This window comes from Nioella sp., from assembly GCF_964229645.1.
In the GTDB taxonomy this organism is placed as follows: domain Bacteria; phylum Pseudomonadota; class Alphaproteobacteria; order Rhodobacterales; family Rhodobacteraceae; genus Nioella.
In genome coordinates, this window is the sequence record NZ_CAXREX010000092.1 from 1 (window position 1) to 14,883 (window position 14,883).

The following is a 14,883-nucleotide window of genomic DNA, read 5'->3' on the forward strand; positions in this document are numbered from 1 at the left end:
ATCGGTCTACGAGGATGTGAACCGCTACTGGACGCTCTATGAATTGGGTGAAAAGCTGGTGGACCTCGAAGACTATTTCCGCCGCTGGCGCTTCAACCATGTCACCACCGTCGAACGGGTGATCGGGTTCAAGCGCGGCAACGGGGGCACTTCGGGGGTGCAATACCTGCGCCGGATGCTGGAAGTGGAACTGTTCCCCGAACTCTGGCACGTCAGAGGAGAGCTGTAAGATGGGTGTCGCCCTGCCCCGCAAGGACCTGTTCGAACTCCCCGAGGGGGTGATCTATCTCGATGGCAATTCGCTTGGCGTTCTGCCCAAAGGCGCTGCCGCACGCGCCACGCAGGTGATCGAGCAGGAATGGGGCGGGCAACTGATCCGCGCCTGGAACAGCGCGGGCTGGATGGAGCTGCCCCGCGTGGTGGGCGACCGGATCGGGCAGCTGATCGGTGCGCCCGCCGGGACCGTTGCCACCGGCGACACGCTCTCGATCAAGGTTTACCAGGCGCTGGCCGCCGCCCTGAAGATGCGCCCCGACCGGCGGGTGATCCTGTCCGACAACGGCAATTTCCCCTCCGACCTTTACATGGCGCAGGGGCTCATTGGCACCATCGACAAGGGCTATGAGCTGCGCACCCCCGCGCCCGAGGATGTGGCCGACGCGATCACCGAAGACGTCGCTGTCGTCATGTTGACCCATGTGGACTATCGGTCGGGCCGGATGCACGACATGAAGGCCATCACCGAAAAAGCCCATGCCATGGGTGCGGTGATGATCTGGGATCTGGCCCATTCGGCGGGCGCCGTGCCCGTGGACATGGCCGGATCAAACGCGGAATTCGCCGTAGGCTGCAGCTACAAATACCTCAATGGCGGCCCCGGCGCGCCTGCCTTCATCTACGCCCGCCCCGACATTATCGAGAGCGTTCAGCCCGCGCTGTCGGGCTGGCTCGGCCATGATGCGCCCTTCGCCATGGAACTGGGCTACCGCCCGGCCATGTCCACCGAACGGCTGCGCGTCGGCACGCCGCCCATCCTGCAACTGGCGGTGCTGCAAGAGGCCCTCACGACCTGGGATGGGGTCGACATGGCCGACCTGCGCGCGGGTTCCATCGCGCTGTCGGAACGGTTCATCGGAGAGGTCTCCGCGCGCTGCCCCGAGTTGCGCCTTGCCTCACCGACCGACCCCGAGACACGCGGCAGCCAGGTCTCCTTCGGCTTCCAGCACGGCTATGCCGCCATGCAGGCCCTCATCGCGCGGGGCGTCATTGGCGATTTCCGTGCGCCCGACATCATGCGTTTCGGCTTCACGCCGCTCTACCTCGATGAAAGCGACGTGGTGCGCGCGGCGGAGATCCTGGAAGAAGTCATCAAGACCCGCGCCTATGAAGCCCCGGAATACCAGACCCGGTCGCGCGTCACCTGAGCGCGCGGCCTTGCGTCCAGACGCGCGCCTTTGTCCAGTTGATCATTCGCGCCTGCTGATTTAGGCCAGCCGCGACAGCAACCACGGCGAATCTCCGGGGACCTGCCGGGTGCATGGATTAGACCTGCGCCACAAGGCCCCCAGCCCCCCTCGGAACTTTGAAAAAGGGAACGGAACATGGCAGATCAAAAACAACCTGACATTGTGTATACCATTGTAGACGAAGCGCCCGAACTGGCCTCGGCCTCGTTCCTGCCGATCATCCGCAAATTCGCGGATGCCGCTGGCGTGACCGTTGGCACCAAGGACATTTCGCTTGCCGGCCGCATCCTGGCGACCTTCCCCGAATACCTGTCCGAAGACCAGCGTCAGTCCGACGACCTGGCCGAGCTGGGCCGCCTGGTGAAGACGGCCGAAGCCAACGTGATCAAGCTGCCCAACATCTCGGCCTCGGTCCCGCAGCTGGTGGCTGCCGTGAAAGAGCTTCAGTCGCAAGGCTACGCGCTGCCCGACTACCCCGAAGCCCCGGCGACCGACGAAGAAAAAGCCGTGCGCGCCAAGTATGACACCATCAAGGGCTCTGCCGTGAACCCGGTGCTGCGCGAAGGCAACTCCGACCGTCGCGCCGCCGCCGCGGTCAAGAACTTCGCCCAGAAGAACCCGCACCGCATGGGCAAGTGGTCCGCCGACAGCAAGACCAAGGTCTCGTCCATGCCGGGCAACGATTTCTACGCCAACGAGGTCTCGGCCACGCTGACCGCCGCACAGGCCGGGGCTGCCAAGATCGAATTCGTCGGCCAGGACGGCGCGGTCACAACGCTGAAAGACAACTGGCCGCTCATTGAGGGCGAAGTCGTCGACGCGACCTTCATGTCGGTCAAGGCGCTGTCTGCCTTCCTTGCCGACGCCATCGAGGACACCAAGGCCGACGGCACGCTCTTCTCGCTGCACATGAAGGCCACGATGATGAAGGTCTCTGACCCGATCATCTTCGGCCATGCCGTCAAAGCCTGGCTCGCGCCCGTCTTCGAGCAGTTCGGCGAAGAGCTCGACGCGCTCGGCGTGAACCCCAATTCGGGTCTGGGCGATGTGCTCGCCCGCGTCGCGGACAACGCGGAAATCATGGCCGCCATCGAGGCCGCCACCGCAAGCCGCCCGCCGATGTACATGGTGAATTCCGACAAGGGCATCACCAACTTGCACGTGCCCTCCGACGTCATCATCGACGCCTCCATGCCCGCGCTCATCCGCGCAGGCGGCAAGGGCTGGGGCCCCGACGGGAACGAGGCAGACACCAACTGCGTCATCCCCGACAACTGCTATGCCCCGGTCTATGACGAGACCATCAGCTTCTTCAAAGCCAATGGCGCGCTGAACCCGGCCACCGCCGGCACCGTGCAGAACATCGGCCTGATGGCCCAGAAGGCGGAAGAATACGGCTCTCACCCCACCACGTTTGAAGCTCCCGCCGACGGCACCATCCGCATCGTGCTGGCAAATGGCGAGACGCTGCATGCCCACGAGGTCGAAGCCGGTGACATCTGGCGCGCCTGCACCGTCAAGAAGGCACCGATCGAGAACTGGATCCAGCTCTCCATCGACCGCCAGCGCCTGACCGGCTACCGCTCGATCTTCTGGCTCGATGCAAACCGCGCCCACGATGCCGAGCTGATCAAATACGTCCAGCCCGCGCTGGAGGCCGCTGGCGTCGCCGACAAGTTCGAGATCATGCCCCCCCGCGAAGCCACCCGCGCCTCGCTGGAAACCATCACCGCGGGCGGCAACACCATCGCCATCACCGGCAACGTGCTGCGCGACTACCTGACCGACCTCTTCCCGATCCTGGAACTGGGCACCTCGGCCAAGATGCTCTCGATCGTGGGCCTGATGAATGGCGGCGGGCTGTTCGAGACCGGCGCGGGCGGCTCGGCACCGAAGCACGTGCAGCAGCTGGTCGAGGAAAACCACCTGCGGTGGGACTCGATGGGCGAATTCTGCGCCCTTGGTGAAAGCCTCAACTTCCTCGCCGACAGCCGCGGCAATGCCAAGGCAGGCGTCCTGGGGCGCGCCGCCGAAGCCGCAACCCAAGGCATCCTCGACGACAACCGCAGCCCGTCGCGCAAGGTGGGTGAGCCCGACAACCGCGACAGCCACTACTGGTTTGCCCGCTACTGGGCCGATGCGCTGGCAGCACAGTCGGACGATGCAGATCTCGCCGCCCATTTCGCCCCGATCGCCAAGGCGCTGGCCGAAGGCGAAGCGGCAATCCTGGCCGAACTCAAGGCCGTTCAGGGCCCGGCGGCCGATATCGGCGGCTACTACAAGCCCTCGGTCGAAAAGAAAGCCCAGGTCATGCGCCCCTCGGCCACGCTGAACGCCATCATCGGCTAAACCCGATCGACCCGAAAACGAAGGGCCGCCCGCTCCCCGCTGGCGGCCTTTTCCTTTCTTCTTGGCCGAAGTACTCCCGCCGGAGGCTCCCACGCCACCACAAGGTGCTGCCCTGTGACCCACAGACAGTCCTCGCCACGATCCCGCGGCAGCACGCGCCAAGGAGGTCCCCGCGCAAGCGGGGGGTGACGCGGTGCGTTCCCCGGTCGACGCGCCAAGGGCGCGGCGAAACCCGCTTGACCGTGCTGCCGCGCCGCCCCAAGCATGGGGGCATGAAAGTCAATGGCACCCCGTACCGGTCCCTTTGGTGGGACGATCAGGCACAGGCCCTGAAGATCATCGACCAGCGCTGGCTTCCGCACGACTTCCGCATTCAGCAACTCGACAGCCTCGCCGATTACTGCACCGCGATCCGCGACATGCATGTGCGTGGTGCCCCGCTGATCGGGGCCACCGCCGCATACGGCATGGCCTTCGCGCTGCGCAGGCATCCGTCCGGCACATCCATGGACGAGGCCTACGATCGGCTCCACGCCACGCGACCGACAGCGATCAATCTCAGATGGGCGCTCGATCGGGTGAAAGCTGCGATAACGCCCCTTGAGCCGCGCGACAGAGCTGCGGCCGCGCTGGCCCTCGCCCATGAAATTGCTGACGAGGATGTCGAGATCAACCGGTGTATCGGCCTGCATGGCCTGGCCCTCATCCGCGCCATTGCCGAAACGAAACCCGCGGGCGAGCCGGTGCGCCTTCTGACCCATTGCAACGCGGGCTGGCTTGCCACGGTCGACTGGGGCACGGCCACCAGCCCGATGTATCACGCCCATGACGCTGGCCTGCCGCTGCATGTCTGGGTCGACGAGACCCGGCCGCGCAACCAGGGCGCGCTGACTGCCTGGGAACTGGGCAGCCACGGCATCTCCCACAGCTACATCACCGACAATGCCGGCGGGCACCTGATGCAGCAGGGCCTTGTCGACATGGTCATCACCGGCACCGACCGCACCACGCGCAGGGGCGATGTCTGCAACAAGATCGGAACCTATCTCAAGGCGCTGGCGGCCCGCGACAATGACGTGCCCTTCTACGTCGCCCTGCCCTCGCCCACGATCGACTGGACCGTGGCCGACGGGCTTGCCGAGATCCCGATAGAGGACCGGCCCGAACGCGAGATCACCCATGTCCAGGGGCGCGATTCACGTGGCATCGCCATGGTGCAGGTCACCCCCGACGGAACCCCCGGCGGCAACCCGGCCTTCGACGTGACGCCCGCGCGGCTGGTCACGGGGCTCATTACCGAGCGCGGGGTCTGCGAGGCTTCCGAGGCGGGGCTCGCCGGGCTTTTCCCCGAGATGGCCGCGCAATGACCGCTTTCTACACGGACAGGACCGAAACCCGGCAAGCCATCATCGACGCCTGTCTGAAACTGAATGCCGAGGGGATCAACCAGGGCACCTCGGGCAATGTCTCGGTCCGGGTGGCCGAGGGGATGCTCATTACCCCCTCGGGGGTTCCTTATGAGGCGATGACCCCCGACATGATCCAGACCGTGCCACTTGACGGGGTGCCACAGCCCCAAGGCAGGCTCAAAGCCTCGACCGAGTGGCGGTTTCACCAGGCGCTTCTGGCTGCAAAGCCAGAGATGCACGCGGTCGTTCACGCTCACCCGGTTCACTGCACGGCGCTCGCGCAGAACCGCATGGAGATCCCGCCCGTGCATTACATGGTGGCGGCCTTCGGTGGTCACGACGTGCCGCTTGCTGGCTATGCCCTCTTCGGGGGCGAGGAACTGGCCAACAACGTGGTCAGCGCCATGCAGGGGCGTCACGCCTGCCTGATGGCCAATCACGGGGCCACCGTGGTGGGCGAGACCCTGGACAAGGCGCTCTGGCGCATGGGCGAGTTGGAGACGCTGGCGCGGGGCTATCTGCTGTCACTCTCGGTTGGCAAGCCGCATCTCCTGGACCGCTTCCAGATCGAGGAAGCCCTTGACGCCTTCCGGGGCTACGGCCCGCAGGACTGACCGGACAGGGCAGTTCACGCTTTCTTTCGAGCGGCGTCCGTCCTAGGCTTGTCGCGAATAGACATCCCGGCCTGGTGCCGGACCCAAGAAATTAGACTTTTGTTTTCATGAGCCAGTACTCCTGCCCGAATTGCGGCGATGACATCACCCCCACGATAGCGCGCGCCCGGCTGATGGCCTGCCCATCCTGCGGCTCCTCCGTGCTGATTGAAAACGAGGCCGTGCGCCTGGCGGGCAGCGCGGGCGTCATGGCCGAGGTGCCGCTTCTCTTCGACATCGGCGATACGGTGATCTGCGGCAAGACCAAGGTTGAGCTTCATGGACATGCGCGGTTTTCCTACGGACGCGGTTTCTGGGAGGAGTTCTGGGGCCTCACCCCGCAAGGAGAGCCCATGTGGGTGTCCATCGACGAAGGCGATATCGTGGTGCAACGCCCCGTCCCCGCCCGCAATTATCCCCGCGCGCAAGGCGGTTTCCGGCCCGGCCGCGAACTGACCTGCCAGGAAAAGCGCTACACGGTTGTCGAACTGGACGAGGCGGAATGCGTGGCGATCCGTGGCAGCTTCGACGAGGAACTGGCCGTGGGCGAGCGCTACAGCTTCGTCAATGCGCAATCGCCCGATGGCGTGCTGCTGTCGGGCGAATTGTGGGAGGGCGGCCAAGCCTGGTTCGTGGGGTTCTGGTTTGATCCCTTCGAAATCGAGGTGAGGAAACGCGCATGAGCCTGGCCGCCCCCACCACCGTCAACTGTACCTCCTGCGGGGCCGGGCTCGATGTGCTCGGCGGCGGACGCGTCATGGTCCATATCTGCCCCTATTGCGGGTCGGAACTGGATGCGCAGGACAACTACAGGGTGCTGGCCCAGTTCGAGGGCATGCGCCGCCCCGACAGCCCGTTCCGGATCGGCATGCGCGGCACCATCCGGGGGGCGGATTACACGGTGATCGGCACGATCGAGTTCATCGAGACCTACCGGGGCCGGACCTGGACCTGGATCGACCACCAGCTTTACTCCGCCACCCATGGCTATGCCTGGCTGACGCTTGAGGACGGTCACCCGGTCTTTACCCGCCGCTTCCGCCGCCCGGCCTGGATGTCGGTAGGCCAGGTCGAACGCGCCGATTCTCCCCCGCGCGTCAGGGTCGATGGCGAAAGCTTTCGCTATTACGAGACCTCCACCGGGCGCATTACCTTCGCGGAGGGCGAATTCACCTGGGCACCGCGCGTGGGCGACACGACCACCACGGTCACGGTCTTGTCGGACAGGACCATGCTCGGCTTCTCCCAGACCGGCGAGGAACGCGAAGTCTACCGTTCGGAACTGCTGGACAGCGCCGAGATCGGGCGCGCCTTCGGCATCGACCGGATGCCCGAGCCGCAGGGCACGCACCCGTTGCAACCCTATACCGGCGGCGAGAACGACCGCTTCATGCGCAACACCGCCCTGGTCGCCATGGCGGCCTGTTTCGTGCTGGCGATGGTCTTCGATGGCCGAACGGGCCGCGAGGTGGCCGACCCCATCGAGGTTCCTGCCGCCAGCCTGCCCGCCAACGTGCCCCTGACGATCCCCGAGATGCCCGGGCCGGTCCGCATCACGCTCGACGGCACCCCTCATGTTGCCCCGCTGCCCTCGGCACCGCTGTCACCGCTCTGGGCGCGGGTCGGGGTCACCCTGACCGACCCAACCGGCGCCCCGGTCCTAGGGGCCCCCACCGGCGGGCGCGTCTATGTCGGCGGCCAGGCAGAGGGCCAGGGCCCAGGCCCCACGAACCACGCCGAACTGGTCTTCCCCTCCAGTTTCAGCGGCGATTACAGACTGCAACTGATCGTCACGCAGCAAGGCCCGACCGGAACGGCTGGCACACAGCAACCGGGCGCAACCGTCGGTCAGCGCGTCAGCAGCGCCATCGACCAGATTGGCGCCGTCGGCCGCGAGATGCTTGACCGGATTTCCGGTTCCGGGTCCCCGTTTTCCGACGGCTCGATCACGATCCGCACCTATGCCGGCATGTCCAACGGCTACTGGCTCTACCGGTTGGGCTTCGTGTTTCTTGCAGTGACCATATTTACCCTTTTCAGGCGCATGCGGTTCAACGCCCGTCGCTGGAAGGGCTCCGACTGGACCAGCGAGGACTGACCAGATGAACCTGTTCCGTATCGCCTTCCTGTCCATCGTCATCGCCGCCATTCTCGGCGTGTCCTACGTCGCCTACCGCGGCGTTGCGCCAGAGACCACCGGGCGCAATATATCGCTTCGCCTGGGCAGCGGGGGGACCGGCGGGTCTGGTGGCTTCAACTTCGGCTTTGGCCGCGTCAAATAGCAAAGAGGACCACATGGATCTATTCGCTGAACTGCAACTGGCCGAGGTGATCGGCACAATCGTCTACACCGCCATCGGCATGGGCCTGATGTGGGTCGTGTGGAAGGTGATCGTTGCCGCGTCGCCCTTCCCGATCATCAAGGAGATCGAGGAAGACCAGAACGTCGCGCTGGCGATCATGATCGGGATGCTGTTCCTGTCGATCGCCATCATCATCGCGGCCGTCATCACGTCATGACCACCGCCCACGCCCCGCGCCTGCGCGAGGTCTGGCTTCTGGCGGCGACGTTCCTGGTCGCCATTGCAGGGCTGATCTACGAGCTGGTCGCGGCCACCGTTTCCAGCTACCTGCTGGGGGATTCCGTGCGCCAGTTCTCGCTGGTGATCGGGGTGTTCCTGTCCTCGATGGGGCTGGGCTCGTGGCTGTCGCGCTACGTGGGGCAGGCGTTTTCGGGCTTTGTCTGGGCCCAGGTGCTGCTCGGGCTGGTGGGGGGGTTCATGGCCCCCGTTCTGTTCCTCGTCTATGGCTGGATGGGCGATGTGGGCCTGCCGCTTTACGGGATGCTCATCGCCGTTGGGGTGCTCTCGGGGATGGAAATCCCGCTGATCGTGCGCATCCTCAAGGAGGAAGGCGCCAGAGAGTTCCGCTTCGAAAACGTCCTGACGGTGGATTACGTTGGCGCCCTTGCCGCCTCGCTGGCCTTTCCTCTGCTGATCATCCCGCATCTTGGCCTGATGTCGGCCAGCCTGGCCTTCGGGGCCCTGAACCTTGCTGTTGCCGGCCTGTCGCTGTGGGTCTTCCGCGACCGCACCACGCGCGTTCAGGTGACGCTTTGGGCGCTGGCCTTTGCTGCGACCCTGGGGGCGCTCTGGCAGTCCGAGCGGATCGTCAGCGTGGCCGATGCCGGCCTTTATGCCGACACGATCATCTATGACCAGGCGACCCCCTACCAGCAGATCACCGTGACCGCCTATCGCGACCGGGTGCGGCTGTTTCTCGACCACTCGATCCAGTTCGACAGCATCGACGAGTATCGCTACCACGAAATGCTGGTGCATCCGGCGATGGCCATGGTTCCGCGCGCCCGCAATGTGCTGATCCTTGGCGGTGGCGATGGCATGGCCACGCGGGAGGTCTTGCGCCACGAGGGCGTCGAGGCCGTCACGCTCGTCGATCTGGACCCTGCCGTGACCACCCTTTTCCGCGACCATCCCGACCTGTCCAGGCTGAACGCCCGCGCCTTCAGCGACCCGCGCGTGACGGTCGTGAACCAGGATGCCTGGGAATTCGTAGAGGCAAGTGACACGCTTTACGACGTGATCATCCTCGACCTTCCCGATCCCAAGAACCTGGCGCTGTCGCGGCTGTATTCCCGCAGTTTTTATGGGCTGCTGGCCGAACGGCTGAGCGCCCATGGCGCGATGGTCACGCAAGCGGGCTCGCCCCTTTTCGCGCGCGAGGCATTCTGGTCCATCGCAGAAACCTTCGAAACCGCGACCAACCCGCTTTCTCCGGGAAGGCCGGGGCTCTGGACCCTGCCCTATCACAGCTACGTGCCCAGTTTCGGAGAATGGGGCTTCATGCTGGCCGCGCCGCAGGAATTGGGGTCGGAAAGCCTGCCGCTGCCCGAGGGGCTACGCTATCTCAACGCCGATGAATGGCAGGCTGCCCGGCTCTTTGCCGGCGATATCGCGCGGGTCGAGGTCGAGGCCAACACGCTGCAAACCCATGCCCTGGTGGGCTATTACCTCGATGGCTGGGACCGCTGGTTTCCCTAGGACTGACCGCGCGGGAGTTCCGTCCTGACGACCCGCTCGGGCGCGAAGAGCGCCACCAGGTGATCGGCCGCGGCCTGCGCATTGGTGCGTCCGCACATGAAGATGTCGATCGCCGCATAGCCCCGTTCGGGCCAGGTATGGATAGACATGTGCGACTCGGCCAGCAGCACAACCCCCGTGACCCCGTGACCCGTCCCGAAATGATGGAAGTGATGGGCCAGAACGGTGGCCCCGGCCGCCTTGGCCGCGCCTGTCAGCGCCGCGTCGATCGCCGCCTCGTCTTCGAGCTCCGACACTCCATACAGGTCGAGAATCAGATGCAAACCGGGGGCGTGATCGTCAGGGGCACTCATGCCCCCGGCATAGCCCCGCACCACGCGATTGGGAAGCCCGCGAAGGCCCCTTCCTTTCCTTTCTCGCCCATGCAATCGTGAACAGATCAAGTAACTTCGCGCAGAGAGGATCCGCGATGGACCTGCCCCGCAACGCCTTCAAGGCCGCCCTCAAGGACGGTCGCAAACAGATCGGCATGTGGGTGTCGATCCCCGACAGCGGCGTGGCCGAATTGCTCGCGGGCTGTGGCTATGACTGGCTGCTGATCGACACGGAACATTCGGCCATGGGGGCGGTGGAAACGCTGCCCCTGATGCAGGCGGTAGCCCCCTACCCGGTCAGCGCGGTGGTGCGGCCGGGCTGGAACGATCCGGTCGAAATCAAGAAACTGCTCGACAGCGGCGCGCAATCGCTGCTGATCCCCTATGTCCAGAACGCCGAGGAAGCCGCGGCGGCGGTCGCTGCCACGCGCTATCCGCCGCTTGGAATCCGGGGCATGGCCGGCACCACGCGGGCCACGCGCTATGGCGCGGTCGCGGACTACGCCACCCGCGCGCACGAGGAAATCTGTGTTCTCGTTCAGGTGGAAACCGCCGAGGCGCTTGGCAATATCGAGGCCATCGCGGCCGTCGAGGGGGTGGATGGCATCTTCATCGGACCTGCCGACCTGGCCGCGTCGATGGGCTATCCCGGTCAGGGGTCGCATCCCGAGGTGAAAGCCGCCGTGATCGACGCGGTCAAGCGCATCACGGCAGCGGGGCTGCCGGCCGGGTTCCTGTCGCTCGACCCGGCCATGCTGGACGCGGTGAACGAGGCGGGCGGCCAGTTTATCGCCGTGGACGTGGATATGGTTGTTCTGCGACGCGAAGCGGCGGCGAAAGCGGCGCTCTGGCGCGAGAAGATCGGTTGAGGAAGAACGGACCGCGACCCGGCGGGTCGCGATCCGATCCTTTCCCCGGACGGATCGGGGCCTAGCCGAGGACCTTGGTCACGGCCTTGAGTGTCTTGCCGACGATCTCGTCGGCCTCTTCGGTGGTCAGGCAGAAGGGCGGTGCGAAACCCAGGATATCGCCCTGTGGCATCGCCCGCGCTATCACGCCCTGATCCAACAGCGCCGCCGCGACCTGCGGCCCGATCTTGTCGGAGGCATCGAAGAAGCTGCGGCTGTCGCGGTCGCGCAGGAACTCGACCGCGGCCAGCATGCCTTCGCCGCGCACATCGCCCACATGCGGGTGATCGGCCAGCGCATCGGTCAGGGCCTCGTTGAGATAGCCGCCCACGCGACCCGCATTGCCGACCAAGTCCAACGCGTCGATGAGTTCGAGGTTCGCCACGCCCGCAGCCGCGCCGATCGGGTGGGCGGAATAGGTCCAGCCGTGACCGATGGGGCCGTTTTCATCCGTCCCGCGTTCCAGAACCGACCACATCTTGTCCGAGACGATGGAGCCTGACAGCGGCGCATAGGCCGAGGTCAGCCCCTTGGCGATGGTGATGAGATCGGGCTTCAGCCCGTAGTGGTCCGATCCGAACATGGTGCCAAGACGGCCAAACCCAGTCACGACCTCATCGGCGACCAGCAGGATGTCATGACGATCCAGAACCGCCTGGATCGCGGGCCAGTAGCCCTCGGGCGGGGGCACGATGCCACCGGTGCCAAGGACGGGCTCGCCGATGAAGGCGGCGATGGTCTCGGCCCCTTCGCGCTCGATCAGGGCTTCCAGTTCAGCCACGCAATGAGCGGTGAACCGGGCCTCGGTCATGTCGGCGCGCGGGCGGCGGAAATAGTAGGGTGCCTCGGTGTGCACCACCTGCGCCAGCGGCAGGTCGAACTTCTTGTGAAAAAGCTCCAGCCCCGTCAGCGAGCCCGTCATCAGCCCCGAGCCGTGATAGCCGCGCCAGCGGCTGATGATCTTCTTCTTCTCGGGCCGGCCGAGGATGTTGTTGTAATACCAGATCAGCTTGATGTTGGTTTCATTCGCATCCGAGCCGGACAGGCCGAAATAGACCTTCGACATGTGATCGGGCGCGCGGTCCAGCACCATCTTGGCCAGGGTGATGCTGGCCTCGGTGCCGTGACCGACATAGGCGTGGTAATAGGCCAGCTCGCGCGCCTGCGCAGCGATGGCCTCGGCGATCTCCTGCCGGCCATAGCCCACGTTCACGCAGTAAAGCCCGGCAAAGGCGTCGAGCAGACGGGTGCCGTCGCGGTCCTCGATATGGCACCCCTGCCCACCGGTCACCACCCGGTTGGGCAGGTTGCCACGGGCGAAATCGGCAAGATGGGTGGAGGGGTGGAAGAAATTATCGCGGTCCCACTGTTCAAGCTGGTCGTTGCGAAGCATGGCTCTTTCTCGCGGTTGGGCGGCGCGCCGCCTTTGGTCACAGGGAAGGAGCCCGGGATGCACGCTGACCGGCCTATGCTGGCCGGATCGGGTCGGGCGGAGGCTCCGCTCACCCCGGCAGCAGCGCGCAATGCCTTTATTGCCGTGGTCCGTGGAAGAATAGCCAAGCCCGCAAGCCGTTTCCAGCCCTAGCTTTCGACCCGCGTGCCCGCGTTTCCAAGCCGTGTGAAGACATGGCTGGCGATGGCGGTGTCCTGCGCGCCGGTGCCGGTCAGGTCGCAGATGGTGATGTCGTCCTCGCTCTGCCGTCCCTTTGCCGCACCGGTGATGACGGCGCCGAGTTCCGGCGGCGTTCCCCGGTCCCAGAGCCTTGCGGCAAGCGCGGCCTCCAGCTCCCCCGAAACCTCGCACTGACGGGCACTGTCGCAGATATAGGCCTGCGCCATGCTCAGGGCGCGCGGGTCGATCTCGTTCTTTCCGGCCTGGTCCGAGCCCATGGCGGTGATGTGCAGGCCCGGGTGCAGCCAGTCAGCATCGAGCACCGGTTCGCGCGCGGGCGTCGTGGTCACCACAAGCTGGCTTTCGCGCACCAGCCGCTCGGGGCAGGACACGGCATCGACCTCGATCCCGAGTGTGATCCGCAGGTCATCGGCACATTGCGCCGCGCGCGCGCAGTCGCGCCCCCAGATCAGAAGCCGCTTGAAGGGCCGCACCAGGTGCGCCGCCTGCATCTGCAGCCGTGCCTGCACACCGGTGCCGATCACACCCGCCGTATCCACCACGGCCGGGGCCAGGTGGCGCGCGGCCACGGCACCCGCCGCCGCCGTACGGATATCGGTCAGGTAGCCATTGTCGAGAAACACGGCCTCAACAAGCCCGGTCCTGGCTGAAAACAGGATCATCAGCCCGTTCAGACTGGGCAGCCCGATCCTGGGGTTGTCGAAAAAGCCCGGGCTAACCTTGATCGCGAAACCGTCGAAGCCGGGAATATAGGCGGTCTTGACGTCGACCTCGCCATTGGCCTCGGCCAGTTCCATCGACAGGATCGGCGGCATCACCACCTTGCCCGAGGCCAGCGCCTCGAAGGCTTTCTCGACCACGTCGATGGCGGTCAGGTCGAGCTCGACCACCTCGCGCAGTTCGGCTTCGGTCACGATGCGAATGTCACGCGCCATAAGGCCTGCCTTTCAGAATACGGTCACCCAGGGCGACATCCTCGCCTGCCATGATGCGCAGGAACTGGGCCATGTCCAGATTGCGCCCGGTCACGATCGTGCCGGTCGGTCCTTCGGGCTGGACCTTGCCAGAAAGAACCGCTGCAAGACCCACCACACTGGCCCCCTCGGCCACCATGCGATCCTCGAAGAACAGGACCTGCATGGCGTCGCGGATCTCGTCCTCGGTTACGAGGATCGTGTCATCGAGCCAGTCACGGCATAATGGAAAGCTGAGCTTGTTGTTGAGACCAATCCCACCACCCAGACTGTCGGCGAGGCTCGGCACCTCCTCGATCTCGACCGGATGCCCCGCCACGAGCGAGGCATGCATGGCCGCGCCCCGGTCCATCGTGACACCGATCACGCGCACCTGGGGCTGCACGGATTTCACCGCCACGGCAACACCTGCTGCAAGCCCCCCGCCCGACAGAGGCACCAGGACCATGTCGAGATCGGGCCGCGCTTCGATCATCTCGGCCCCGATCGTGCCCTGGCCTGCAATCACGCGGGCGTCGTCGAAGGGCGAGATCTCGACAAGCCCCTCGGAGGCAACCAGCCGCTGGCTTTCGGCCAGTGCGTCGTCCTGGCTGCGGCCGATGATACAAACCTCGGCCCCGAGGGCGCGTATCCCGTCCACCTTGGCCTTGGGCACCAGTTCCGACATGCAGATAACTGCCCGGATGCCCCGCCGCGCGGCAGCCCAGGCCACCCCGCGCCCATGGTTTCCTGTCGAACAGCACGTCACGCCCGCCACGCCCTCGGGCAAGGACATGACGGCGTTCACGGCCCCGCGCAGCTTGAACGCCCCGATGGGCTGGCAGGTTTCCAGCTTGAGCAGGAACTCATGCCCCGCGCGCAGGCTCATGTAAGGGGACGGCACAAAAGGCGTCGCGTCGGCAATGCCGTTCAGCACGCTGCGGGCGGCATGGATATGGGACAGGCCAAAACTCATTGCTGAATATTTGTGCAGATTCCTGCGCGATAGGAAACTGCGGAATTTTCGTTCTTTTTTGCATCGCGCCCCTCTGCCCCCCTTGCAGCCGCATTCGGACC

At 65.4% G+C, this 14,883-nt stretch carries 15 protein-coding genes; 11 read left to right on the forward strand and 4 right to left on the reverse strand.

Translation table 11 applies throughout. The features are described 5' to 3' along the window. From ACEQXV_RS06145 to ACEQXV_RS06190, 10 genes are all read left to right on the forward strand, one after another. Positions 1-229 (forward strand): tryptophan 2,3-dioxygenase family protein (locus ACEQXV_RS06145; RefSeq protein ID WP_370268336.1); only part of this gene is annotated, 229 nt, incomplete at its 5' end. A 1-nt stretch (position 230) separates the two neighbouring features. Next, a complete protein-coding gene (gene kynU / locus ACEQXV_RS06150) occupies positions 231-1,424 on the forward strand; it encodes a kynureninase (RefSeq protein ID WP_370268337.1) in 1,194 nt (397 codons plus the stop codon). A gap of 177 nt (positions 1,425-1,601) precedes the next feature. Continuing rightward, complete coding sequence (locus tag ACEQXV_RS06155; protein WP_370253509.1) at positions 1,602-3,815, forward strand: NADP-dependent isocitrate dehydrogenase; 2,214 nt, start codon at positions 1,602-1,604, stop codon at positions 3,813-3,815. Positions 3,816-4,087: 272 nt separating this feature from the next. Then, positions 4,088-5,182, forward strand: coding sequence for an S-methyl-5-thioribose-1-phosphate isomerase (mtnA, locus tag ACEQXV_RS06160; protein ID WP_370253511.1), 1,095 nt, complete (start codon positions 4,088-4,090; stop codon positions 5,180-5,182). Continuing rightward, positions 5,179-5,838, forward strand: a complete 660-nt coding sequence (locus tag ACEQXV_RS06165) for a class II aldolase/adducin family protein (RefSeq protein WP_370268338.1) — start codon at positions 5,179-5,181, stop codon at positions 5,836-5,838. Before mtnA ends, ACEQXV_RS06165 begins: the two co-directional genes overlap by 4 nt. Before the next feature lie 107 nt (positions 5,839-5,945). After that, on the forward strand, positions 5,946-6,560 hold the full coding sequence (locus ACEQXV_RS06170) for a DUF4178 domain-containing protein (RefSeq protein ID WP_370253515.1): 615 nt from the start codon (positions 5,946-5,948) through the stop codon (positions 6,558-6,560). Beyond that, the gene (locus tag ACEQXV_RS06175) at positions 6,557-7,975 is read left to right on the forward strand and encodes a DUF4178 domain-containing protein (protein ID WP_370268339.1); all 1,419 of its coding nucleotides are present in this window, start codon (positions 6,557-6,559) and stop codon (positions 7,973-7,975) included. The genes ACEQXV_RS06170 and ACEQXV_RS06175 overlap by 4 nt, the downstream gene beginning before the upstream one ends. Before the next feature lie 4 nt (positions 7,976-7,979). Further along, on the forward strand, positions 7,980-8,159 hold the full coding sequence (locus ACEQXV_RS06180; protein ID WP_370253519.1) for a hypothetical protein: 180 nt from the start codon (positions 7,980-7,982) through the stop codon (positions 8,157-8,159). A gap of 13 nt (positions 8,160-8,172) precedes the next feature. Further along, on the forward strand, positions 8,173-8,397 hold the full coding sequence (locus ACEQXV_RS06185) for a DUF350 domain-containing protein (RefSeq protein WP_370268341.1): 225 nt from the start codon (positions 8,173-8,175) through the stop codon (positions 8,395-8,397). Beyond that, positions 8,394-9,938, forward strand: a complete 1,545-nt coding sequence (locus tag ACEQXV_RS06190) for a polyamine aminopropyltransferase (protein WP_370268342.1) — start codon at positions 8,394-8,396, stop codon at positions 9,936-9,938. The genes ACEQXV_RS06185 and ACEQXV_RS06190 overlap by 4 nt, the downstream gene beginning before the upstream one ends. Here ACEQXV_RS06190 and speD read toward each other — a convergent pair. Next, positions 9,935-10,291 carry an adenosylmethionine decarboxylase gene (speD, locus tag ACEQXV_RS06195; RefSeq protein ID WP_370253523.1) on the reverse strand — a complete coding sequence of 119 codons (357 nt, stop codon included), beginning with the start codon at positions 10,289-10,291 and terminating at the stop codon, positions 9,935-9,937. The genes ACEQXV_RS06190 and speD overlap by 4 nt on opposite strands. Before the next feature lie 116 nt (positions 10,292-10,407). On the opposite strand from speD, the gene ACEQXV_RS06200 reads away from it, so the two are divergent. Then, on the forward strand, positions 10,408-11,181 hold the full coding sequence (locus ACEQXV_RS06200; protein WP_370268343.1) for an HpcH/HpaI aldolase/citrate lyase family protein: 774 nt from the start codon (positions 10,408-10,410) through the stop codon (positions 11,179-11,181). 61 nt (positions 11,182-11,242) lie between these two features. On the opposite strand, the gene ACEQXV_RS06205 is transcribed toward ACEQXV_RS06200, so the two are convergent. The 3 genes from ACEQXV_RS06205 to eutB all read right to left on the reverse strand — a co-directional run bounded on the left by ACEQXV_RS06205 (position 11,243) and on the right by eutB (position 14,782). Beyond that, a complete protein-coding gene (locus ACEQXV_RS06205) occupies positions 11,243-12,613 on the reverse strand; it encodes an aspartate aminotransferase family protein (protein ID WP_370268345.1) in 1,371 nt (456 codons plus the stop codon). 188 nt (positions 12,614-12,801) lie between these two features. Beyond that, complete coding sequence (locus tag ACEQXV_RS06210; protein ID WP_370268346.1) at positions 12,802-13,788, reverse strand: cyclodeaminase; 987 nt, start codon at positions 13,786-13,788, stop codon at positions 12,802-12,804. Next, positions 13,778-14,782, reverse strand: a complete 1,005-nt coding sequence (gene eutB / locus ACEQXV_RS06215) for a hydroxyectoine utilization dehydratase EutB (protein WP_370253531.1) — start codon at positions 14,780-14,782, stop codon at positions 13,778-13,780. Before eutB ends, ACEQXV_RS06210 begins: the two co-directional genes overlap by 11 nt. Positions 14,783-14,883 lie beyond the last annotated feature (101 nt).